At 28.8% G+C, this 20073-nt stretch carries 24 protein-coding genes and 1 riboswitch; of the genes, 2 read left to right on the top strand and 22 right to left on the bottom strand.

Features of this window, described 5'->3' with window-relative positions; translation table 11 throughout:
• Nucleotides 1-178: 178 nt before the first annotated feature.
• From rlmD to EK368_RS14335, 10 genes are all read right to left on the bottom strand, one after another.
• On the bottom strand, nt 179-1540 hold the full coding sequence (gene rlmD / locus EK368_RS14380) for a 23S rRNA (uracil(1939)-C(5))-methyltransferase RlmD (RefSeq protein WP_129600864.1): 1362 nt from the start codon (nt 1538-1540) through the stop codon (nt 179-181).
• A 148-nt stretch (nt 1541-1688) separates the two neighbouring features.
• Nucleotides 1689-2342, bottom strand: coding sequence for an HAD family hydrolase (locus tag EK368_RS14375; RefSeq protein WP_129600862.1), 654 nt, complete (start codon nt 2340-2342; stop codon nt 1689-1691).
• Between the two features lie 89 nt (nt 2343-2431).
• Nucleotides 2432-3163 (bottom strand): MBL fold metallo-hydrolase, encoded by a 732-nt coding sequence (locus tag EK368_RS14370; protein WP_129600860.1) that lies wholly within the window; start codon nt 3161-3163, stop codon nt 2432-2434.
• Between the two features lie 77 nt (nt 3164-3240).
• A complete protein-coding gene (mgtE, locus tag EK368_RS14365) occupies nt 3241-4572 on the bottom strand; it encodes a magnesium transporter (RefSeq protein ID WP_479722774.1) in 1332 nt (443 codons plus the stop codon).
• Nucleotides 4573-4735: 163 nt separating this feature from the next.
• A riboswitch (M-box (ykoK) riboswitch) is annotated at nt 4736-4898 on the bottom strand.
• 140 nt (nt 4899-5038) lie between these two features.
• Nucleotides 5039-5611 (bottom strand): manganese catalase family protein, encoded by a 573-nt coding sequence (locus tag EK368_RS14360; protein WP_129600856.1) that lies wholly within the window; start codon nt 5609-5611, stop codon nt 5039-5041.
• Between the two features lie 18 nt (nt 5612-5629).
• The gene (locus EK368_RS14355; protein WP_129600854.1) at nt 5630-5887 is read right to left on the bottom strand and encodes a spore coat protein CotJB; all 258 of its coding nucleotides are present in this window, start codon (nt 5885-5887) and stop codon (nt 5630-5632) included.
• 102 nt (nt 5888-5989) lie between these two features.
• Nucleotides 5990-6697 carry a PrsW family intramembrane metalloprotease gene (locus EK368_RS14350; protein ID WP_129600852.1) on the bottom strand — a complete coding sequence of 236 codons (708 nt, stop codon included), beginning with the start codon at nt 6695-6697 and terminating at the stop codon, nt 5990-5992.
• A 79-nt stretch (nt 6698-6776) separates the two neighbouring features.
• Nucleotides 6777-7331: a DUF6648 family protein gene (locus EK368_RS14345; protein WP_129600850.1), complete on the bottom strand. Its 555-nt coding sequence runs from the start codon at nt 7329-7331 to the stop codon at nt 6777-6779.
• A gap of 207 nt (nt 7332-7538) precedes the next feature.
• Nucleotides 7539-7979, bottom strand: coding sequence for a hypothetical protein (locus tag EK368_RS14340; RefSeq protein WP_129600849.1), 441 nt, complete (start codon nt 7977-7979; stop codon nt 7539-7541).
• Between the two features lie 53 nt (nt 7980-8032).
• Nucleotides 8033-8722 carry a metallophosphoesterase gene (locus tag EK368_RS14335; RefSeq protein ID WP_129600847.1) on the bottom strand — a complete coding sequence of 230 codons (690 nt, stop codon included), beginning with the start codon at nt 8720-8722 and terminating at the stop codon, nt 8033-8035.
• 254 nt (nt 8723-8976) lie between these two features.
• On the opposite strand from EK368_RS14335, the gene EK368_RS14330 reads away from it, so the two are divergent.
• A complete protein-coding gene (locus EK368_RS14330; protein WP_129600845.1) occupies nt 8977-9549 on the top strand; it encodes a flavin reductase family protein in 573 nt (190 codons plus the stop codon).
• 33 nt (nt 9550-9582) lie between these two features.
• Here EK368_RS14330 and yjbM read toward each other — a convergent pair whose 3' ends face one another.
• The 6 genes from yjbM to EK368_RS14300 form a co-directional block, all read right to left on the bottom strand.
• Nucleotides 9583-10371 (bottom strand): GTP diphosphokinase, encoded by a 789-nt coding sequence (yjbM, locus tag EK368_RS14325; RefSeq protein WP_129600843.1) that lies wholly within the window; start codon nt 10369-10371, stop codon nt 9583-9585.
• 135 nt (nt 10372-10506) lie between these two features.
• Nucleotides 10507-11181, bottom strand: coding sequence for an HAD family hydrolase (locus tag EK368_RS14320; RefSeq protein ID WP_129600841.1), 675 nt, complete (start codon nt 11179-11181; stop codon nt 10507-10509).
• A 94-nt stretch (nt 11182-11275) separates the two neighbouring features.
• A complete protein-coding gene (gap, locus tag EK368_RS14315; RefSeq protein WP_129600839.1) occupies nt 11276-12286 on the bottom strand; it encodes a type I glyceraldehyde-3-phosphate dehydrogenase in 1011 nt (336 codons plus the stop codon).
• Between the two features lie 155 nt (nt 12287-12441).
• Nucleotides 12442-13407 carry a tRNA modification radical SAM protein MnmL/YtqA gene (gene mnmL / locus EK368_RS14310; protein WP_129600838.1) on the bottom strand — a complete coding sequence of 322 codons (966 nt, stop codon included), beginning with the start codon at nt 13405-13407 and terminating at the stop codon, nt 12442-12444.
• Nucleotides 13408-13419: 12 nt separating this feature from the next.
• Nucleotides 13420-13824, bottom strand: coding sequence for an adenine nucleotide alpha hydrolase family protein (locus EK368_RS14305; RefSeq protein ID WP_129600836.1), 405 nt, complete (start codon nt 13822-13824; stop codon nt 13420-13422).
• Between the two features lie 196 nt (nt 13825-14020).
• Nucleotides 14021-15292, bottom strand: a complete 1272-nt coding sequence (locus EK368_RS14300) for a M14 family metallopeptidase (protein ID WP_129600834.1) — start codon at nt 15290-15292, stop codon at nt 14021-14023.
• 118 nt (nt 15293-15410) lie between these two features.
• Here EK368_RS14300 and EK368_RS14295 point away from each other — a divergent pair, with 118 nt between their 5' ends.
• Nucleotides 15411-15653, top strand: a complete 243-nt coding sequence (locus EK368_RS14295; protein WP_129600832.1) for a hypothetical protein — start codon at nt 15411-15413, stop codon at nt 15651-15653.
• Nucleotides 15654-15724: 71 nt separating this feature from the next.
• Here the strand turns inward: EK368_RS14295 and rlmN are convergent, their stop codons facing one another.
• The 6 genes from rlmN to EK368_RS14265 all read right to left on the bottom strand — a co-directional run bounded on the left by rlmN (nt 15725) and on the right by EK368_RS14265 (nt 20066).
• Complete coding sequence (gene rlmN / locus EK368_RS14290; RefSeq protein WP_129600830.1) at nt 15725-16768, bottom strand: dual-specificity RNA methyltransferase RlmN; 1044 nt, start codon at nt 16766-16768, stop codon at nt 15725-15727.
• Nucleotides 16769-16818: 50 nt separating this feature from the next.
• Nucleotides 16819-17061 (bottom strand): DUF1292 domain-containing protein, encoded by a 243-nt coding sequence (locus EK368_RS14285; RefSeq protein ID WP_243109436.1) that lies wholly within the window; start codon nt 17059-17061, stop codon nt 16819-16821.
• Between the two features lie 87 nt (nt 17062-17148).
• A complete protein-coding gene (locus tag EK368_RS14280; protein ID WP_129600826.1) occupies nt 17149-17907 on the bottom strand; it encodes a peptidylprolyl isomerase in 759 nt (252 codons plus the stop codon).
• Nucleotides 17908-17964: 57 nt separating this feature from the next.
• Nucleotides 17965-18903, bottom strand: a complete 939-nt coding sequence (locus EK368_RS14275) for a DMT family transporter (RefSeq protein WP_129600824.1) — start codon at nt 18901-18903, stop codon at nt 17965-17967.
• A gap of 16 nt (nt 18904-18919) precedes the next feature.
• Nucleotides 18920-19600: an MgtC/SapB family protein gene (locus EK368_RS14270; protein ID WP_129600822.1), complete on the bottom strand. Its 681-nt coding sequence runs from the start codon at nt 19598-19600 to the stop codon at nt 18920-18922.
• A gap of 88 nt (nt 19601-19688) precedes the next feature.
• Nucleotides 19689-20066, bottom strand: a complete 378-nt coding sequence (locus EK368_RS14265) for a CoA-binding protein (protein WP_129600820.1) — start codon at nt 20064-20066, stop codon at nt 19689-19691.
• Between the last annotated feature and the right edge of the window lie 7 nt (nt 20067-20073).

Below are 20073 nucleotides of genomic sequence, written 5' to 3'. Positions count from 1 at the left end.
AATAAAGTAATGGAGCGGGATTATGAACAATCCCACCCCAACTATTGACATAGAGCCATAAAATCTTGATATTAATATTCTTCTCAGCTTTTTCATATCAATCTCTTTTCTCAATTAAGGATACATGAAAGCCGTGAGCTTATTTCAACTCACGGCTTTCGCTAATTTTTATTCTATTTTATCTCTCAGCACGTTGCAACAGGCATATAACCTCACAATGTGGTGTATGAGGAAACATATCCATGCATTTTACCTTTTTCACTTGATAACCTGCTTCTTGTAGATCAATTAGGTTTTGAGCTAATGTTTTGGGATTACAAGATACATAAACAATCTCAGGAGAATTGTATCTTATAATCTTTTGTAATGCCTTTGGATGAACTCCTACTCTTGGAGGATCTAGTATAATAATATCAGGCTTTACCTTTAGCTCATCTATTTTTTTAAACACATCTCCTGCAATAAATGTACAATTTTTTAGATTATTCATTATTGCATTTTCATTAGCTGCTTGTACTGCTTCTTCTACAAGCTCTATACCCATTACTTTTTTTGCTTTTTTAGCAACAATTTGTCCTATAGTTCCTGTTCCGCAATATAAGTCAAATACTACCTTATCCTTTGCATCTTCCATAAAATCAAGAACCATACTATATAATTTTTCAGCCCCTAATGAATTCGTTTGAAAGAAGGAAAAAGCAGATATTTTAAATTTAAGCCCTAATAATTCCTCTGTAAAATAATCTTCTCCCCAAATAACTTTTGTTTCATCTGGAACCACTGCATCTGCTAAATTGTCATTTAAAGTATGTAAAAATCCTACTACATGACCTTTTAAACTCAACTTTCTTATTTTTTCTACAAGTTCTTGTAAATTCAAGTTCATTTGAGTACTTGTAATCAAATTGACAATAATCTCTTTTGTCTTCTTTGCCTTTCTTACAATTAAATGTCTTAAATATCCTTCATGGCTTCTATTATTGTATAGTGGTATTTCATTCGCTCTGCAATAAATAAGAATTTCTTTTAAAATTTTATTAAAATCTTCATCTACAATTTTACACTCATCTACTGTTACTACATCATAAAATTTTCCTTTTTTGTGCATTCCTAAATTTAATTCTCCACCCTTTTCTTCATTTCCAAAAGAGTACTCCATTTTATTTCTATATTCATATACTTCAGGACTTTTCTCTATTCCTAAAAATTCATATCCTTTAATATTTGCTTCTTCTAATAATTTTTTTACAGCATTTTCTTTTATTTTTAATTGCTCTTCATAAGGTAATGTTTGACGAGCACATCCTCCACATCTTCCAAAATGGGAACAAAAGGATTTTGTCTCTACCAAAGAAGGCTTTACTACTTCCATAAGCTTTCCTTCTGCATGATCTTTTCGAACCTTTTGAATACAGACACGTACAACTTGTCCTACTACTGCATTCTTTACATAAACTTTTTTATCTTCATAAAATCCAATTCCTTTTGCTGGAAATTCTAAGTCTTTGATTTCAATATCTATTATATCTTTTTTTTTCATATCTTCCTCCTACACCCATCTTAATCTTTTGCTCATAACTCTTGATCTAGTTGAAAAAGAGTAATTTAATTAGAAACTTTATATTATCTCACCTCATACATAGTATTTACATTTTTATCATTTTATAATAGTTGCAAAAAGCCGAGATTTACTCGGCTTTTTCAATTGCTTCAAATCCTTCTATATAATAATCTGCCAAATTACTAATATCTTGTTTGTAAGCAAAAGAACTTTCATCTGCAATAGCATATACTTTCATACCTGCTCTCTTTGCAGCAAGTACCCCTGCATATGTGTCTTCAAAAACTAAACAATTTTTAGGTTCTACCCCCAAATCATATGCAACTTTTAAAAACACATCTGGATGAGGTTTTCCTCTTTGTACCTCACAGCTTGTTCTAATAGTTTCGAAAAAATCCATAATATTATTTTTTTGAAGAACTAAATTTACTAGTTCTTTGTCATTGCTTGTTCCGATTCCCATTTTAATCCCTTTGTTTTTAAGCTTCATCAAAAAAGTATAAACTCCATTTTTAGTAGGGATCTGGTTTGCATAATAATCTTTTGTCATATCCATCCATTCCGCTTTTATTTCTTCTATAGATTCTTGTAAATGAAATCTCTCTTTAAAATAATTAGCTGTTTCTGTAAAGCTCATTCCTTCTACTTCCTTTTGAAGACCATCTGGCAAAGTAAGTCCTCTTTTTCCCAGATATTCTATATCAATTTGTTTCCAAATCCACATAGAATCTACTAAAGTTCCATCTAGATCAAATATGACCGCCTCTATGTCTTTTATCACACTTATCCCAACCTTTAACCCAAATTTACTATATGCTTTTTAGGTTATCATATTCTTTATAACTCTTCAATAGTAGACTAAGTCTTTGGTTATATTCTCCATGTACTTCCTGTTTTTGCTATTTCTACATTTCCTTTAAACTCTTCTTTTGCTTCTTTTAAAAGATTATTATGTTCTCCAAAATGCGGCAAATGCGAAAGTACTAATTTTTTTGTATCACACATCTGAGCAATTTTTCCTGCTTCTTTTGCTGTCATATGTCCTGGAATCAATCCATAATTTTCCTTATAAAGACTTGCTTCACAAATCATTAAATCTGTATTTTTAGAAAAAGAAATCAATTCATTATACCATCCTGTATCTGCTGTATACACAATTTTTTTACTATCTTTTTCTATTTTTATAGCAAAACAAGTTCCTGGATGAACATTCTTTTGAAAGTGAAAAGTAATGTCTTTTATTTTTAAAGAATTTTCTACTCCTATAGGATACCCCTTTGTATACTTATCATAAGTTAGTGTTGCATATTTTTCATCCTCTAGATGTCCATAGAAGGGTAGCGGATTTTCTCTTTTTCCTAAATCTGTTAAAATTCGAATAGCATATTGAAGCGGATACACATCTGCTATATGATCTGCATGATAATGAGATAACACCACTGCATCTAATTTCTCTAAATCTATATAATTTTGAAGCTTTGATAAAGATCCTGATCCACAATCTATTAATATATTTGCTTGTTCTGTTTGTAAAAGATAAGAAGAAGTTGCTTCATTTTTTTGTGGATAAGCACCCCAATATCCTATAACTGTGATTTTCATTTTTTTCTTCCTTTCTTCATCTTTTACTTTATTTTTATCCACTTTCTTTTTAAAATACAAACTTTTTTAAATTTTTCTTATATGCCTAAAAGAGAAGCTGCTAAAGAGAAATAAATGACTAAAGCTACTGCATCTACAATAGTAGTAATCAGTGGACTTGCCATAATAGCAGGATCTACATTTATCTTTTTTGCAACAATAGGTAAAATACCTCCTACAATTTTTGCTAGTACAATGGTAATAAATAATGTACCTGTTACAGTAAGCGCTACATACAAATCTACTTTTTCTATATAATAAATTCTTATAAAATTAATTCCAGTTAAAACAATCCCTACTACTGTACTTACAGTGAATTCTTTCCATATAACCTTTAAAATATCTTTTGTTTCAATATCTCCTAATGCTAGTCCTCTTATGACTAATGTAGATGATTGAGCTCCTGCATTTCCTCCTGTATCCATAAGCATTGGAATAAATGCTGCTAATATAACTACAGATTGCAATACATCTTCAAATTGTCTAATGATTCTTCCTGTAAAGGTAGCAGAAATCATAAGTATTAAAAGCCAAATAATTCGATGCTTTGCCAAAGAAGTAAATGGAGTATCTAAATAAGCTATCTCAGATGGTTTCATCCCTGCCATTTTTTGAAAATCTTCTGTATTTTCCTGCTCAATGACCTCTACAATATCATCTACCGTTATAATTCCTGTAAGGCGTTCTTCTTTATCTAAAATAGGAATAGCAATGAGTCCATACTTTTTAAACAAATTTGCTACATCTTCTTGGTCATCATGAGTATATCCATGAATTACATCTGTACTCATGATTTCTTCTATTGTCTTTTCATAAGGACTTGTTACTAATTTTCTTAAAGATAAAATTCCTTCTAGTTTTCTATTTTGATCTATTACATAACAAGTATATATAGTTTCTTTATTAATTCCTGTTTCTTTAATATGATCTAGTGCTTCTTTGACTGTCATACTTTTCCTTAAATCTACATATTCAATAGTCATCAAGCTTCCAGCAGAGTTTTCTGGATAATTTAAAAATTGATTGATTAGTTTTCTTTCTTCTTCTTTTGTATTTTTAAGAATCTTTTTTACAATATTTGCAGGCATTTCTTCAATAAAGTCTATCATATCATCAAAGAACAATTCATCCATTATATATTTGATTTCTTTCTCTGTAATAGAATTAATGATATGCTTTTGTTGTTCTGGTAATAAATATGAAAATACATCTACAGCCATATCTTTTGGAAGCATTCTAAACAACACCATTGCATCATTTATATCTAGTTCTTCTATAAGATCTGCTATCTTTACTTTATTGAGTTTGATAACTTCTTCTCTTATTTCTTGATATTTTTTCTCCTGTAATAACTCTAATACTCTTTCTATCATAGTCACTCCTCCTTAGAAGAGCCTCTATCTTTGCAAGGTGATTGTGACTCTTCTCTTATATTTTGTTCTATTTTGCTGATAACTATGTTCCGGACCCGAATCCACAATCACCACCCCTTTCTACAATTAAAAAATCTCTACCCAACAGTAGAGAAAAAATTTGATTTCTTTATTGTTGAGCTTTAGCACTGAAAAGCTTTGACCATTAGTCAGCTACATTAAAAATAACCTTCACGATTATTCCTGTTAACCCATTGGAATCTCTCGATTTTTCTGGGCAGCAGCATATATCTTTACAGGAGCCTCACCTAACAAACTATATTATTTTCTTTTATTATTATACTACATTTTAGTGAAGTTATTCAAGGTCATATAGTAAAAACATTAAATTTATAGATATCTTTACTATTTATATGTAAAATATAAAGCCATAAACTAAACAATAGCTTATGACTTTATATTTTTAATAATGCTTTTTACATTGACTATATTCCTCTACATCTCTTAGCGCTTCTCCAAATCTTTTAAAATGAACAAGTTCTCTTTCTCTTAAAAAATTTAAAGAATCCTTAAGCAATGGATCATCTGTAAGCTTTAATAGATTTTCATACACTGCTCTTGCCTTTTGCTCTGCTGCTAAATCTTCATACAAATCTGCTTTTACATCTCCTATGGATTGGATATATGCAGCAGTCCATGGATTTCCTGTAGAATCTGCAGGATAAATGGCTTTGTCTCGAATAGCATAATAAGCCCCCATATCATTTTCTTTAATTTCTTCTATACTAGCATCTTTTGTAAGTTTATAAATCATAGTTTGAATCATTTCTACATGAGCCATTTCTTCCGTACCTATATCTGTCAGAAGTGCCTTTGATTTTCCTGTAGGCATTTTATATCTTTGATTTAAATACCTTATAGCGGCAGATAATTCTCCATCTGGTCCTCCTAGTTGAGTCATCACATATTGTGCCATTCTTGGATCACAACCTGATACTCTTACTGGATACTCTAATTTTTTCTCATAAATCCACATATTTCTTCCCCCTTATGTCTAGTATTCAATTTCCCAAGGCCAAGGATCTTCTATCCATTGAAATGGATATTGGCTTTGCGAAAATCCAAAGTTTAAAATGGGACCATACATACATTCATATTGTTTCTTTAATACATCTAGCTGATATGCACATGTATTATACTTCATAAGTGCCATTTGATCTTGTGGATGAGTATCTAAATACAAGTTTAGCTCTATACAAGCAAATTCTACTTCTTGAAGCTTTAAAAGCATTTTTAATCGTTCCTTATTCATGTTTCCTCCCCCTATTTATTAATCTTAGACAATACCATTTTATGCATAATATTTAATTTTGCTACTTCTCTTATAAATAAAGAAAAATAGGCATTTTCATGCCTATTCTAAAGGATCTTTTCTATTTTTGTATATGCTTTTAGATTCATGAGTATATTCATTAAGTCTTCTTAAATTAATTACCCAAAGATAAATTACAAAGGGCACTAAAAAAATCATTAACCCTGGAATCTTTGACATTAAAATAAAATTAAATATACCATGTAAAATCATAGGTATTAACAAAGCTTTTTTCAAGGATTTTTTACTGATCTCTTCATCTTCTGCAAACTTTGATAAAGACAAATAATAACCCATAGTAACACCAAAGAGCATATGAGCTGGAACAGATAAAATTCCTCTGTATAATCCTACATAAGGATTTGTTGCAAATCTAAATACAACATACATAATATTTTCTATCGTAGCAAATCCTAGAGCAGAAAAAGTAGCATATACAATTCCATCTAATTTTTCATCAAATGCTTCATGATGATAAGCAGTTTTTAAAACTACCATTCTTTTAAAAAATTCTTCTGTAAATCCAGCTACAATAAAAGCTGTATATGCTGCTGATAATAATCCTTTAAAAATATTAAACTTTTGAAGTATTCCTTCAACAAAAGCCGCTGGAATAACAGATAAAGCTCCTAATAGAAATACTTTTGCCAAAAGAGAAATTGGTTCTTTATCATATCGATCTGTCAAATAAATTCCTAACATAAGAGCAATTCCTGGAGATATAGCAATAATAAAAAGTCTTGTTGTCATTTTTTACATCCTTTCTTATGGTTACTCTAATTATTATGTGTATAGAGATGATTTTTTAGAAAGGATAATTTTTCAAAATCTAATATCTTTCATTAATATATTTATCAATTAAGGATCTTCTTTTTTGTGATATAAAAACTCCCTCTTCTTTCAAACGTATTAAAAGCCATTCACTCACAGAATGTAGTATTACATGCTCATAATCCTTTAAAACAATTTCAAACAACCTATTCTCTAATGCTTTTGACTCTACTTTGACAAAATAGGATTCTACATTATGAAAATCAAGATATTCTAATAATTTTAAAGTTGTTTTGTCCTTCTGACTATAATAATATTGAGAATCTTTTCTTAGTCTTTCTATAAGTTGAGGATGTTTTTGTTGTAGTTTAGAATCTTTTGATTTCATATAACTATATTTTGCAAGCATATTATAATATTGATAGTTATAAATTCCCTTTTCAAAAGAATTAATACCATTTTTAAAAGGTTTTAATTTTAGTCCTTTTATGAAAAAATAGTGTTCCTCAATAAATTCTTTCTTTGTAATATCTCCTTTTCTAAATTGACGAATCAATCCTTCTCTATTATCAAAAAATTTATCAAAAACACTTTCTTTCAATCTATAGTTCATTTTTTACACCCAATTTCTAATATAATGTTTTACTTCTTTTTATTATATCATTTAAATAAAAATTTCGCATGTTCCTAGCACAGCTGTTTATTTTTATTTTATATAATTTAAAATTTCATAAAAAAAACAAAGTGTATTTCACTTTGTTTCAATAATATTTTTTCTATCTCATTCTAAATTATATACTTTTTAGATTTTCTTCTTTTTCTATTTTCTATTTCTATGCTTAATATGCATTTTTGCTCCATCACTATCATTTATAGACATCTTCAATTGCGTTTTAGCTAATTCCATTTCCTTTTCTAATTCTTTTCTACAACGTGGACAATATTTATGATGAGCAGATAAAAGAAGACATCCACATCTTTTACATTCAAAATTTAGATATTCATTAGGAATCTCCAAAAGTCTTCCATCACTTATAAAATTATGAATAACATGATAAGGAACTCCTGTTTCTTGTTCAATTTCAAAAGCCGTTGCTCCTGGATATTCATTTAAATAATCTTCAATTTTATCGAAAACCTCTTCAATTCTCTTAAAGCATTCTGGGCAATAATCATATAGTGAATTTTCATTGATTGGTTTTTTACATCTTCTACAAGTTCTAATTTGAATCCCTTTACCATATTTTTTTTGATTTGTCATAATCCACCTCTCATGAAAGATACATTTTTTTTATTATATCATAACTTCGTAAATTATAATATTCTTAATGGTATAAAAGAAATATAATCACAAGAAACTAAATTATACTCTACTTCATTCAAAATTCCTTGTAATCCCACCTTAAAAGATTCCTGCCCATGAAGATGCCCATATATTACTTTTTTAACTTTATAAGATTCATAAATATTAGTAAACTCTGAAGGCTCCATTGTATCATTCGTAGGAGGGTAATGTGTCATGACAATGATATTTTGACATCCTGCCTTTAGGGCTTCATCTAATGATAATTTTAATCTATGAATTTCTCTTTCGTATATTTTTTGATCATGTTGGGTAAATTTTTTATCATTAGGACAAATCCATCCTCTTGTTCCACATATAGCAAAATCTTCATATAAAAAATAATTGTTCTGTAAAAATTTCATATTTTTAAACATACTATTAAGCTTGCTTACAGAACTCCACCAATAATCATGATTACCCCTTAAAAGAATTTTTTTACCCGGAAGATCATCAATCCATTTCAAATCTTTTGTAGCTTCTTTTAAGGTCATTCCCCAGGAAATATCCCCTGGAATTAAAACAGTATCTTCTTCACTTATAGTTTGTAACCAATTTTCTTTAATTTTTTCATGATGATTTTCCCATTGATACCCAAAAATATCCATCGGCTTATGTACTGATAAACTAAGATGTAAATCTCCTATTGAAAATAATCCCATTTATTCACCTACTTTTTATAAAGTACATAAATATTATACCCTAAATAAAAGAAATTTTCTTAACAAAATTCTATACCATTGAAGAAAGTTAAAAAATACTATATAATAGCAAAGAAATTATAATCATTATAAAATTACAACAGGAGATCACTATATCTCCTCAGATTATTGACAATAGTATATTTTAACAAAGTCATAAAATTAAGAACAATTATTGAGAATTTGTGAAAATATAGAATAAGGGAGAAATTTGTATGAGCAAATTAACTTGGAAACCAGGAACTATGATCTATCCTGTTCCTGCTGTTTTAGTATCTTGTAAAGATGGAACAAAAGATAATATCATTACAGTAGCATGGACAGGTACTATATGCACTGATCCTGCTATGACTTATATTTCCTTAAGACCTGAGAGATATTCTTATGATCTAATCAAAAAAACAAAAGAATTTGTAATCAATTTAACCACAGAAGATTTAGTATATGCTACAGATTTTTGTGGTGTCAAATCAGGAAGAGATGTAGATAAATTTCAAACTCTAAATTTAACTCCACAAAAGGCTACACACGTATCTGCTCCTTTGATTTTGGAAAGCCCAGTCAATATTGAATGTAAAGTAGAAGATATTATTCCTCTAGGTTCACACCATATGTTTACTGCAAAAGTCTTGGCAGTGCATGTAGATGAAAAGTATATGGATGCAAAAAATAAGTTTCATCTTGAAAAAGCAAAACCTATTTGTTATTCTCATGGAGAATATTATAATCTTAAAAAACCTTTAGGTCATTTTGGATTTTCTGTATCAAAAAAGAAGAGAAAAAGATAAAGAGATGTAAGATTCTACATCTCTTTAATTTCATCATTCATATTTTTCTATTGCATATTTTATATCATCAGCAAGATCTTTTAATTCTAAAATATTTCCATTTTCTAAAAGATTATCAAATTTTTCTCTAAATTGATTGACTTCCTCTTCATCTCCTATAGGCTTTAGAATCTGTATATTATTTACAATGCTTGAAACTGTATTAGATTTTGCTTCAAATAATTTTTGTGCGTTAATAACTTCATCTCTGATTGCCCACATTTCCATATCTAAACGATACGCAGCTTCTGCAGATGTTTTTAGTCTTTCTTGAATATGATTTGGAACATTTTGTTTATATTTATAATTAAGTGAATGCTCAATAGTAGCCCAAAAATTCATAGCTAAAGTACGTATTTGTATCTCAGCCAAAATTTTTTTAAGTCCAAAAGCAGTTTGAATAGGATATCTTATAATCATATGATAACTTCTATATCCACTTTCTTTTTGCTCTTTTATGTAATCTTTTACATACAAAATTTCTAAATCTCTACTATCTCTTTGTTCAATAAGCTCTACAACCTTATAAATATCATCTACAAATTGACACATGATACGAATTCCTGCAATGTCTTCCATTTTTTCTTCTATTTCATCTTCAGAAATTCCATATTTTTTTGCTTTTTCTAATATACTAGATACTTTTTTTACTCTCCCTGTTACAAATTCTATAGGAGAATAATCGCTCATTTCTCTTAATTCATTACGAATTCCTTTAAATTTTACTTTTAATTCTTCTACTGCTTGTTGATAAGGTATTAGAATTTTTTTCCAATGTCTCATTCTAGCTCACCTCTAACTTCTTTATACCCACAATGATTTTTATTATGAAGCTTTATCCTTATTTTTCATTTTTGAAATTATCTATTTTTACAATACCATTTTATTGCAATCTTTTCAATGACTTCACTATATGTATTATAAAAATAAATCAAAAAATTGTTTGGTGTCTTTTAGATTTTCAAATAGATAGTCTGGTTGACCTTTACCTAATTCTTCTTTTGTATTTGATCCTGTGCAAACAGCAATACTTCTCACTCCTATTTTTTTTGCACAATCAATATCTTTTGTTGTATCTCCTATTACATAAATATTTTCCTTTTGATAATTTATTCCTTTAAACTTTTGTGCCTTCTCTATTGCCTTTTGAACCATTTGCCATCTTTGCACTTTTTCCTCTCCAAAACCTCCTAGGAGAAAATATTCATCTATGTTATGAGCTCTTAATTTAATTTTAGCTCCTTTTTCAATATTTCCGGTTCCTAAAATGTGAAAAATATGATCTTGATTTTTATATTTAAGAATTTCTTTGATTCCTGGCAATATTTCTATATATTTTTTATTGTTTATTACATCTTCTAAAATTTTTACATAGGTATCAAAAAATAGATCTCTATCTACATATGAAATATTATTTTGTTGGAATGCATCTTCAATAATACAAGCATCTAATCTTCCTGCCATAGAAATCCCTTTAAATCCATTATTAATGCCAAATACTTTATAGAACGCTCTATTTAGAGCTTCCCGTCCACAATCTTTCGCATCAATCAAAGTTCCATCTATATCCCATACAATCAATATATTTTTCATAAGACCCTCCCCCTATAGGCTATTTCTTTTATTATATCACGTTTTTGGTTTTACCAAAAAAAATAATCCTGCTTATCATAAGCAGGATTATTTTTTAGCATCCTATTTTCCCCATATATTCAGCTAAATCAATCACTCTATTAGAATATCCCCATTCATTATCATACCAAGATATTACTTTTAACATATTATCTCCAACCATCATAGTAGATAATGCATCTACTATAGAAGATCTATAATCTTTTTTATAGTCTATAGAAACTAATGGTTCTTCACAATATCCTAATATTCCAGATAAAGCTGCTTCAGAAGCTTCTTTTAATTTTTGATTTACCTCTTCAGCTGTAGTATTTTTTTCTAATTCAACAACTAAGTCTACTACAGATACTACTGGAGTTGGAACTCTCATAGCCATTCCGTTTAATTTTCCATCTAAGTCTGGTAATACCAATGCCACAGCTTTTGCAGCTCCTGTTGTAGTTGGAATAATAGATTCGCCTGCAGCTCTTGCTCTTCTTAAATCTTTATGTGGTAGATCTAATATTTTTTGGTCATTTGTATATGCATGTACAGTTGTCATTAAGCCTTTTTTAATTTTAAACTCATCATTTATAACTTTTGCAACAGGTGCTAGACAATTTGTTGTACAAGATGCATTAGATACAACATGGTGTTTTTCTGGATCATATTCTGTATGATTTACTCCCATTACAATAGTTTTATCTTCATTTTTTCCTGGAGCAGAAATAATTACTTTTTTTGCTCCAGCATCAATATGTTTTTGACAATCTTCTCTTGATGTAAATTTTCCTGTTGATTCTACAACAATGTCTACTCCTAATTCTTTCCAAGGAATTTGTGCTGGATCTCTATGCGCTGTAAATTGAATTTCTTTTTCTCCTATAATAATAGAATTTTCAGTAGCTTTTACATCATAAGGTAAAATTCCATATAAAGAATCATATTTAAAAATATGTGCATGCTTTTCTGGTCCACTTGTGCTATTAATTGCAACAATTTCTATATCCATTTCTCTTTCTAACCAAGCTTTTAATACATTCTTTCCAATTCTTCCAAAACCATTGATTCCTACTTTAATTGACATTTTATTCCCTCCATTTTCCGATATGTACACATATATCCTAAGATATGCGTTAATTGTATGTATTATTTATTATTTATGTTATATTATATTATTATAATAACATAAATAATATAAATTGTATACACAGTTATACATTTTTTCAAAAAAAAGAATACTCACAGAGTATTCTTAGATTTATGTATATTTTTTAATCCTTTACCATTTAAATAATCAAATTTTTTTCCTTGATAACTATCAATCTTATCCATTTTCTCCTCTAACATATCTTTAATTTTCCACCAACTTGTATTCCAGTTGCAAAACAAAGTATTTTCCTTTGGTGCTCTTCCTATAATTCTTTGAAAAACAATATTTGGATCAATATATTCTAAAAAAAGAATCACTCTATTGATATAATCTTCTAGCGACATCATTTCAAATTCTTTATTTTCATACATTTTTCCCATAGGAGAATCTTTCACAATATATAAAGAATGAAGCTTTACTTGATCAACCCCTAAAGAAGATAATATTTTAGCTCCTTCTATTACATCTTCTTCATGATCCCATGGAAGATTTAAAATCATATGTGCACAAGTTTCAAAGTCATATTTTTTAATACGCATAATAGCATCAATAAATTCTGCAAGAGTATGTCCTCTATTAATTTTTTTTAGAGTATGATAATTAACACTTTGAAGCCCTAATTCTATCAATATATTCACATTTTTTGTATCCTTTACTTCCTTAAGAAAAGACATATAATCCTCATGAATACAATCTGGTCTTGTAGATATAGATATTTCTACTATATTTTCTTCACAAGCTTCTAATACATACTTTTTAAATGTAGATAGAGGTACATAGGTATTTGTATAGTTTTGAAAATATGCAATAAACTTATTTGCTTTATATTTTTTTTGTATATAAGAAATATTTTTACCTAATTGCTCTTTTATAGATAAACTGCTGGGCAGATTCTCAAAACCTGCCCCTTCCTCTCCACAAAATATACATCCGTCACATCCTAACATACCATCTCTATTGGGACAAGTAACCGGAAGATGTATAGGGATTTTATATACCTTTTCTTTATATTTTTCTTTCAAATAGTTAGAATATATCCTATACCGATTTATCATGAAAACTTCTCCTTAACTTACTTTTTCCTTTTTTTGTACAGGTACAGCTTCTATTTCAATACCTTCTGGCAACTTCTTCTGCAATTTATTTACTACATTCTTATCTTCATTTTCATAGGATTCCCCTAGAATAATCAAATGGATATGATTTTTTTGAGCTAAATCTCCTAAAGTTGTTAATACATCTTGAGATCTTACTACTGTAAGATTTGCTCCATAGGCTTTAGATTTTTCAAAAAGATATTCTAAAGCATCTCCTTCTTTAGATTTTCCCAAAAAATTCTCTCCTTCTTTTGCTACATGAATAACAAATAATTCTCCTTCATATTGATCTCTTATTTGTGCACCTCTTTTGATTAATCTTTCACAGGTCTTTTGCTGGGTTACACATACCATAATATTATACTCTTTATTCATTTTAAGACCCCTTTCAAAAACTAAAAGTATTTCCTTGAGGGATTTTCTCTCATCTCATTATACTATAAAGGTCTATTCTCTGCTAGTGTCCCTAAAGACATAATATATCATACACTCTTCTTTAAAATAGATATCCACATAGGTACACGCTTAATCATTAAATTTTCTTTACATACAAATAAGCGGCATAAGCCGCTTACACTAAAGATGCTAATAAAAGGATCTCCTCATTTTCCTCATAGATTCTTGTAAATTGTTCTATAGGAAGAGGATTTACTCCTTTTCCTGCTTCAATAGTATATCCTGGTCTTTTATAGTCTTGTATAAACCAATCTTTATATCCTGCATAAGATGCAATTCCATAAGTTTCATCTAAATCATATCCACTCACCTTTGAAAATAATTCTCCGATTTCTTTTGCTATAGGAGGAGCCATATTTTCAAAATTCCAATAAATCACTTCTCCTTGAGTATGATAAGCCAATACAAGTCTAAAATTATGATTCCTTGTAAAATCTGCTACTGCTTTTGATTCTGGCTCTGACTCTGGATAAGCACCTCCATATCTTGTAGGTCCTGGTCCATATACTCCATAGGCAGGTTCCATTTCCTTTGAAATTTCCCATAATGCATTATAATTATGATTTAAATCTACTCCTCTTATATTTGCTTGCCAGTTTCTAGAAAAATCTGTACTCCCATTATTCCATTGAATCAATTTTTCATAGTACGGATTATTTGGATCTAGTCCATTGAGTACTAAGTTGACACCATCAGGATTGACCATAGGTAAAATATAAATAGTACTTTTCTCCCATATATCCCTTACATCATATGTTCTTATTTTTTGATTTTTTATATAAGCCTTTGAAAAATTTTCTATAAACTTCATCAAAAGAGGAGATGTGATCCATTCTAGTGAGTGATGAGCTCCATTATAAAAAACTTGATTAGGTCCATTTCCAATTTTAATATAGTATAAATTTTTTCCTAAAACACTTTTTCCTGCTACCCCTACTTCTAAAAATGGATATCTTGCTTTGAGTCCTAAAATATCTCTTTCTAAAATTTCATAAGTATAATCAATATTTGTATCTACTACATCTATTCCAAAGGGAACAATAATCTTCTGTCCTATCTGAAGATTATAAGGATTTAGATTTGGATTAGCAGCTACAATACTATTTACATTTGTGTAATATTTTTTTGCAATATTATACATAGTGTCTCCAGGCCTTACTATATATTCATCATATCCTAACAAAATAGGTTCTAAAGCTTCATATGTTTTAGGACCAATAATTCCATCAGAAGTAAGTCCATTATTCTTTTGAAAGTTTTTAACCGCTTCTTCTGTTTTTATTCCAAATATGCCATCTATAGGACCTGGATCATATCCTATTTTTTTTAGAAGAGCTTGTATTTCCATTACATCAGTTCCCTGTAATCCTTTCTTTAAGATTCTCAAAATTTTCACCTCCTCTCTTTATCATCATATCCTTTTCAGCTTTAATATGTGCAAATCATCTTTTAAGAAATGAAAAATATGTTATACTAATAATGAAAAAAGTAATAGGAGGAAAAATATGAATCGTTATACAAAAGTAATCGGACTTACTGGTACTTACTATACAAAGGAATTTGTAAAAAAGAAGCATCATAAAAATAAAGTAAGAGAAGTAAAGCCTGAAACTGTTGCAAAAGGATTTTTAGAAGGAGATGTAGAGGTTTTAGTATATTTTTTAGAAAGTGATCGAGAAATCCTCATCACTCCATTGAGTAGTCCTGAAGATATAAAAAAATATTTAGGAAAAGAATTTATTTCATAAAAAATTGAGTTCATAACTTAAATCCTTTTATTCTAAGTTATGAACTCAATCCATATGAATCAACTATTTTTTTAAATACCATTTTCTTTTATATATCTTCTTCTTAATTGTCCACAAGCCGCTTGAATATCTCGTCCTAGCTCTCTTCTTATAGTAGCTTCCATTCCTTTTTGCTTTAATATATTTTGAAATTTTCTTACTCTATCCATATTTGCTCTTTCATATCCTCTCTCATCTACTTGATTAAGAGGTATTAAATTTACATGACACAATATTCCCTTTATTTTTTTTGCAAGCTCTAATGCATCTTTTTCTCTATCATTTACATCTTTAATCAATGCATATTCAAAAGTAATTCTTTTATTAGTTTTCTCTGTATATAATTTACATGCCTTTAGTAATTCTTCTAAAGGATATTTTCTATTGATAGGCATCATACTGCTTCTTAGATCATCATTAGAAGCATGCAAAGAAATAGCAAGCGTTACTTGAGGTTTTTTATCTGCAAAATCTAAAAGTTTAGGAACAAGTCCACAAGTAGATATTGTAATATTTCTAAGTCCAATATTAAGACCATCCTTATGATTTACAAGTTCTAAAAATTTTAATACCTCTTCATAATTATCAAAAGGCTCTCCACTTCCCATTAAAACTACATTAGATACTCTTTCTTTCGTATCCTTTTGTATAGATAAAATTTGATCTAGTATTTCTCCTGCTGTTAAATTCCTCATAACTCCTTCTAATGTCGATGCACAAAAACTACATCCCATCTTACATCCTACTTGAGTAGATACACATACCGAATTTCCATGTTTATATTTCATCCATACACTTTCTATAATATTTCCATCTTCTAATAAAAATAAATATTTTCTAGTTTCATCTATTTGAGATATGAGTACATTTTCAATTTTTAGTGTACTCATATAAGCTTTTTCTTTTAATTTTTCTCTTAAATCTTTAGAAAGATTTGTCATTTCATCTATATCTTCTACGCCCTTATGAATCCAACTAAATATTTGTTTTCCTCTAAACTTTTTTTCATTTAATATTTCTAAAAAACTTTCTAATTCTTCTATTGTACAACTTTTTAAATCTATTTTTTCTTTCATGTGTATATCTTTCACTCCTTGATAAAAACCTTAGTGATTTTCACCAAGGTTTATTCTTCATCAAAATAAGATTCATATTCTTCTAACACCATATTAAATTCATCATCATCTTCTACGGGTATGTATTCTTCTTTTCCATCTGTTTCAATCACTTTATATACATAAGCATCTTCATCTTCTCCAATAAGTGCTAAAAGAGCATACTTATTTTCTTCCATCTCCACTACATCTACTACTTCCATATCTTCTTTGTTTCCTTCTTCATCTAAAAGAGTCACTATTTTTTTTTCCATATCCATTCTTCCTTTCTCTTCTTTATTGAATATTATAAACAATATATAAATAATTTAAACCTGTTTATAAAAGGGCCAATATGGCCCTTATTTTAGTAACTCTTCATTTGTTGTAATTTCATATTGGTTTCTTAATCCATCTGCATAAGACTTATATGTATCATTTTGTTTCATTTTTAGCATATAATCTTTAATTGTATTTTTTACTTCTTCAAAAGGAATATCTTTTTTATCTTTTTTATCTTCTACTAAAATCAAGTGATATCCAAATTGAGTTTTTACAGGTTCACTTACTATTCCTATTTCTAATTCAAAAGCTACTTTCTCAAATTCAGGTACCATTTTTCCTTTTTCAAATTCTCCTAAATCTCCACCATTTTCTTTAGATGGACACTGAGAATATTCACTTGCTGCATCTTCAAATTTTTTACCTTCTTTTATTTCTTTAAAAATATTTTGTGCTTGTTCTTCTTCTTTGACTAAGATATGTTTTGCACGCACGCAAGGTCCTTTGACAAATTGTTCTGGATTTTTTTCATAATATTCTCTTGCTTCTGCTTCATCTACAACTACTGTATCTAATACTTTTTTAACAGCATATTGTTTTAAAAGATTTTGTCCTAAAACATCTAACTCTTTTAAATACTCTTGATCTTGATCCAATCCCTTTTCTTTTGCATCTAGATAAAGCATTTGTTGTGTAATCATTTCATTTAATAAATATTTTTTTCCAGCTAGCGTATTTAACTGCATTTTTTGCTCTGCTGGTGCATGTTGTAATAATAAATCCAACTCTTCTTTTGTAATTTCAAATCCATTAACAGTAGCTAACACTTGTTTATTCATATAAATTCTCCTTTGTATTAGTATCTTATTTATCATAACATAATATAAAAGCCTAGTCTAATGATTCTTTACATCTCTATTTGTAGATATTGTATATTTTTTCTCTCCATAATAATTTGTACCTCCTACCCCTATAAGAATCATACACGTTCCTATAATTTGATAAATTCCAAAAGGCTCTTTTCGAATCAATACCCCAGCTACAATAGAAACTACTGTAATTAAATTTGAAAAAATTACAGCCCTAGAAGCTTCTAATTTTGATAAATTATAATTGGTAAGAAAAAAAGCCACAACAGAAGATAATATACCTAGGTAAAAAATAGCTATCCATACTTTTGTTTCTTTTAATGGAACAAATATATTTCCTAAATTTCCCTTTAACAAATGAGAAGCAAAGGAAATTCCTCCAAAGAATATTGCTCCTGTACACATCATAAAAAAAGTGATTTCAACAGGTTTAAAGCTTATGGATAATTTTCTTGATAAAATATTTAAAATAGATGCACATAAAACACCACATAATAATAAAAACACTCCTATAAAACTTCCTTTTTCATCTGTACTTTTCATCAAAACTACTACAATGACTCCTAAAACAGATATACATATGGAAAGCATTTGAGCCTTTGATGGAATTTCTTTTAAAAATAAAGCAGCTAAACAAGTTACTACAATGGGAATCAGCGCCATCATAACACCTGCTTCTGAGGTCGTAGTTTTTTGTATACCTAATGTTTCAAATATAAAATAAAATGATGGTTGAAATAAAGCTAGTATAAGTAATGCTTTTATATTTTTTCCTTTATAATCTATTTTTATGATTCCTATACATCTTAAAAAAATCAAAGCAAGAGCTGCTGTTATAAATCTAAAACCTAAAAGATCAAATGGATCAATTGTATCAAGAGCTTCCTTTGTAAATAAAAATGAAAAACCAAATATACAAGAGGTAACTAAACCTGCTATAATAGGTAAAATTTTATTATCCTTCATTTCATTCCTTCTTTCGTTATCTTATCATTTCTTCTCGGTCTTCCCATCGAACTTCTTTGATTCCTTCTATTTTTTCTATACTTTCAAATAATTCCTTAGCTTCAAAATGAGTAGGAATTTTTATCGTTACATCAAGATGCAAATTGCAATCACAATCTTCTTCTGTACACATTTGCATATGTTTTATGGTAGCACAATATTTTCCTACCAATGTACCTATTTCACCTACTAATCCTGGCCTTTCTTTACATATAATATGAATTGTCTTATATTTTGATTTAAAAATATTTTTTTCAAATAATCCTAAACTTACTAAAGAAAATAATACAATCGCACCCGTAACCAAGCCTCCTACATAATATCCATTGCCTATAGCAAGACCTATACAAGCACAAACCCAAAGACTTGCTGCTGTAGTAAGTCCATGTACACTATTTCCCTGTCTTAAAATAGTTCCTGCTCCTAAAAATCCTATCCCACTTACTACTTGTGCTGCTAATCTTGCTGGATCTCCTCCTGATCCAAGCCCTTCAAAACCATACATAGATACAAGCATGACCAAAGCTGATCCAGTAGTAACTAAAATATGAGTTCTAAATCCTGCTGGTCTATTATTAGATTCTCTTTCTAGTCCAACCAATCCTCCCAATATACTTGATAATATTAGTCTAAAAATAATTTCTCCATTACTAATCATTCTGTCCTCCCCTTATAAAAGCATCTGAATTTTAAAATATATACTATATTATGTTAATTTATAAAAAAAGGAACATATTGTTCCTTTTTTATATGCTTTTTCTTGTTAACTCTACTAACACGCAACTTTGTACAACATTCATATGATGTTGTTTACAAAATAATAATATTTCTTCACTTTCAGCTCCTGGTTGAATAAAAATATTATCTATTCCTAAGTTATACGCTTCTTTTACTATATCTATTCCTTTTTTAGAATGGATACAAAGATCTATGACATCTACTTCTTCTTTTATTTCTTTTAAAGAATGAAATACTTCATTCTTAGTTTCTCTTGGATTCACTAATGACACACAATAACCTGCATCTATAAGTCTATTTTTGATTTTATGAGCAAACTTTGATTGATTGAGTACATCTCCTACTACTGCCCAATTCTTATATTTTAGCATTTCTTGTCCTGTCATTTCCAAC

Source organism: Anaerophilus nitritigenes, from assembly GCF_004138215.1.
In the GTDB taxonomy this organism is placed as follows: domain Bacteria; phylum Bacillota; class Clostridia; order Peptostreptococcales; family Thermotaleaceae; genus Anaerophilus; species Anaerophilus nitritogenes.
Note: the sequence above shows the minus strand (reverse complement) of the source record. Positions and strands in the feature narration are given on the sequence as shown.

Excerpts from the sequence above, each read along its gene's own strand:
- rlmD (WP_129600864.1), bottom strand. The coding sequence starts at position 1,540 with ATGAAAAAAAAAGATATAATAGATATTGAAATCAAAGACTTAGAATTT.
- EK368_RS14370 (WP_129600860.1), bottom strand. The coding sequence starts at position 3,163 with ATGAAAATCACAGTTATAGGATATTGGGGTGCTTATCCACAAAAAAAT.
- EK368_RS14360 (WP_129600856.1), bottom strand. The coding sequence starts at position 5,611 with ATGTGGATTTATGAGAAAAAATTAGAGTATCCAGTAAGAGTATCAGGT.
- EK368_RS14355 (WP_129600854.1), bottom strand. The coding sequence starts at position 5,887 with ATGAATAAGGAACGATTAAAAATGCTTTTAAAGCTTCAAGAAGTAGAA.
- EK368_RS14350 (WP_129600852.1), bottom strand. The coding sequence starts at position 6,697 with ATGACAACAAGACTTTTTATTATTGCTATATCTCCAGGAATTGCTCTT.
- EK368_RS14345 (WP_129600850.1), bottom strand. The coding sequence starts at position 7,331 with ATGAACTATAGATTGAAAGAAAGTGTTTTTGATAAATTTTTTGATAAT.
- EK368_RS14340 (WP_129600849.1), bottom strand. The coding sequence starts at position 7,979 with ATGACAAATCAAAAAAAATATGGTAAAGGGATTCAAATTAGAACTTGT.
- EK368_RS14335 (WP_129600847.1), bottom strand. The coding sequence starts at position 8,722 with ATGGGATTATTTTCAATAGGAGATTTACATCTTAGTTTATCAGTACAT.
- EK368_RS14330 (WP_129600845.1), top strand. The coding sequence starts at position 8,977 with ATGAGCAAATTAACTTGGAAACCAGGAACTATGATCTATCCTGTTCCT.
- yjbM (WP_129600843.1), bottom strand. The coding sequence starts at position 10,371 with ATGAGACATTGGAAAAAAATTCTAATACCTTATCAACAAGCAGTAGAA.
- EK368_RS14320 (WP_129600841.1), bottom strand. The coding sequence starts at position 11,181 with ATGAAAAATATATTGATTGTATGGGATATAGATGGAACTTTGATTGAT.
- gap (WP_129600839.1), bottom strand. The coding sequence starts at position 12,286 with ATGTCAATTAAAGTAGGAATCAATGGTTTTGGAAGAATTGGAAAGAAT.
- mnmL (WP_129600838.1), bottom strand. The coding sequence starts at position 13,407 with ATGATAAATCGGTATAGGATATATTCTAACTATTTGAAAGAAAAATAT.
- EK368_RS14305 (WP_129600836.1), bottom strand. The coding sequence starts at position 13,824 with ATGAATAAAGAGTATAATATTATGGTATGTGTAACCCAGCAAAAGACC.
- EK368_RS14295 (WP_129600832.1), top strand. The coding sequence starts at position 15,411 with ATGAATCGTTATACAAAAGTAATCGGACTTACTGGTACTTACTATACA.
- rlmN (WP_129600830.1), bottom strand. The coding sequence starts at position 16,768 with ATGAAAGAAAAAATAGATTTAAAAAGTTGTACAATAGAAGAATTAGAA.
- EK368_RS14285 (WP_243109436.1), bottom strand. The coding sequence starts at position 17,061 with ATGGAAAAAAAAATAGTGACTCTTTTAGATGAAGAAGGAAACAAAGAA.
- EK368_RS14280 (WP_129600826.1), bottom strand. The coding sequence starts at position 17,907 with ATGAATAAACAAGTGTTAGCTACTGTTAATGGATTTGAAATTACAAAA.
- EK368_RS14275 (WP_129600824.1), bottom strand. The coding sequence starts at position 18,903 with ATGAAGGATAATAAAATTTTACCTATTATAGCAGGTTTAGTTACCTCT.
- EK368_RS14270 (WP_129600822.1), bottom strand. The coding sequence starts at position 19,600 with ATGATTAGTAATGGAGAAATTATTTTTAGACTAATATTATCAAGTATA.
- EK368_RS14265 (WP_129600820.1), bottom strand. The coding sequence starts at position 20,066 with ATGACAGGACAAGAAATGCTAAAATATAAGAATTGGGCAGTAGTAGGA.